General features: G+C 43.1%; 1 protein-coding gene. It reads right to left on the bottom strand.

What is annotated here, in order from left to right:
- A partial coding sequence (locus VSA01S_RS20170) for a hypothetical protein (RefSeq protein ID WP_186810645.1) occupies positions 1–633 on the bottom strand: 633 nt, incomplete at both ends.

Here is a 633-nt window from a genome sequence, read left to right as displayed (position 1 = left end):
TTCTGAATAAGGGTCTGTATCTGTAGTTGAAACAAAGCAGTTGTCATCGGTCACTTTCACTATACGACTTTGCCCTGTTGGGGTAACAGAAAAAGAGATTGTATCTCCATCCAGAACCCTTAAAGGTAAAGGGTTTATGCTCACCTCTCCGTCACCGACTACGTTAAAGTTTATATCGTAATATGGTGTTAGGGAATTATATTCTTTTTCTACAAAATCGACGCTCACCTCACACTTCCCTGATGTAGATTTAACGCTGTACGCGCCATCTGAATCAAGAGCCGTGACGTTACAGTTTTTAGGATCGGTGACTGAGACTTTGTCCAAGCGGTAGTTTTCATTGGCTTTCACCCAGAATCCCCTAGACTCTCCAGGTGCTAAAAAGAAGTGCGTAGACTTGACAGATAATCCGTCTTCGGATAATTGAATACTCCCGCCGTCAGTAGGAAAAACTGTCATCGATACCGGATTGTGTAAGCGAACTGGCGTTTTAGGAGATGTGGATTCCTCAAATGTGACATTAACAGTACAATCACTATTAACAGGACCAACTGTGTAGTCAACTGACCCATCGTCATTGGGATTCGGCGAATTAAGAGGACAGTCTCCTTCTGTAACCGAGACGCTATGAAT

This window comes from Vibrio sagamiensis NBRC 104589, assembly GCF_007990935.1.
Taxonomy (GTDB): Bacteria; Pseudomonadota; Gammaproteobacteria; order Enterobacterales; family Vibrionaceae; genus Vibrio; species Vibrio sagamiensis.
Note: the sequence above shows the minus strand (reverse complement) of the source record. Positions and strands in the feature narration are given on the sequence as shown.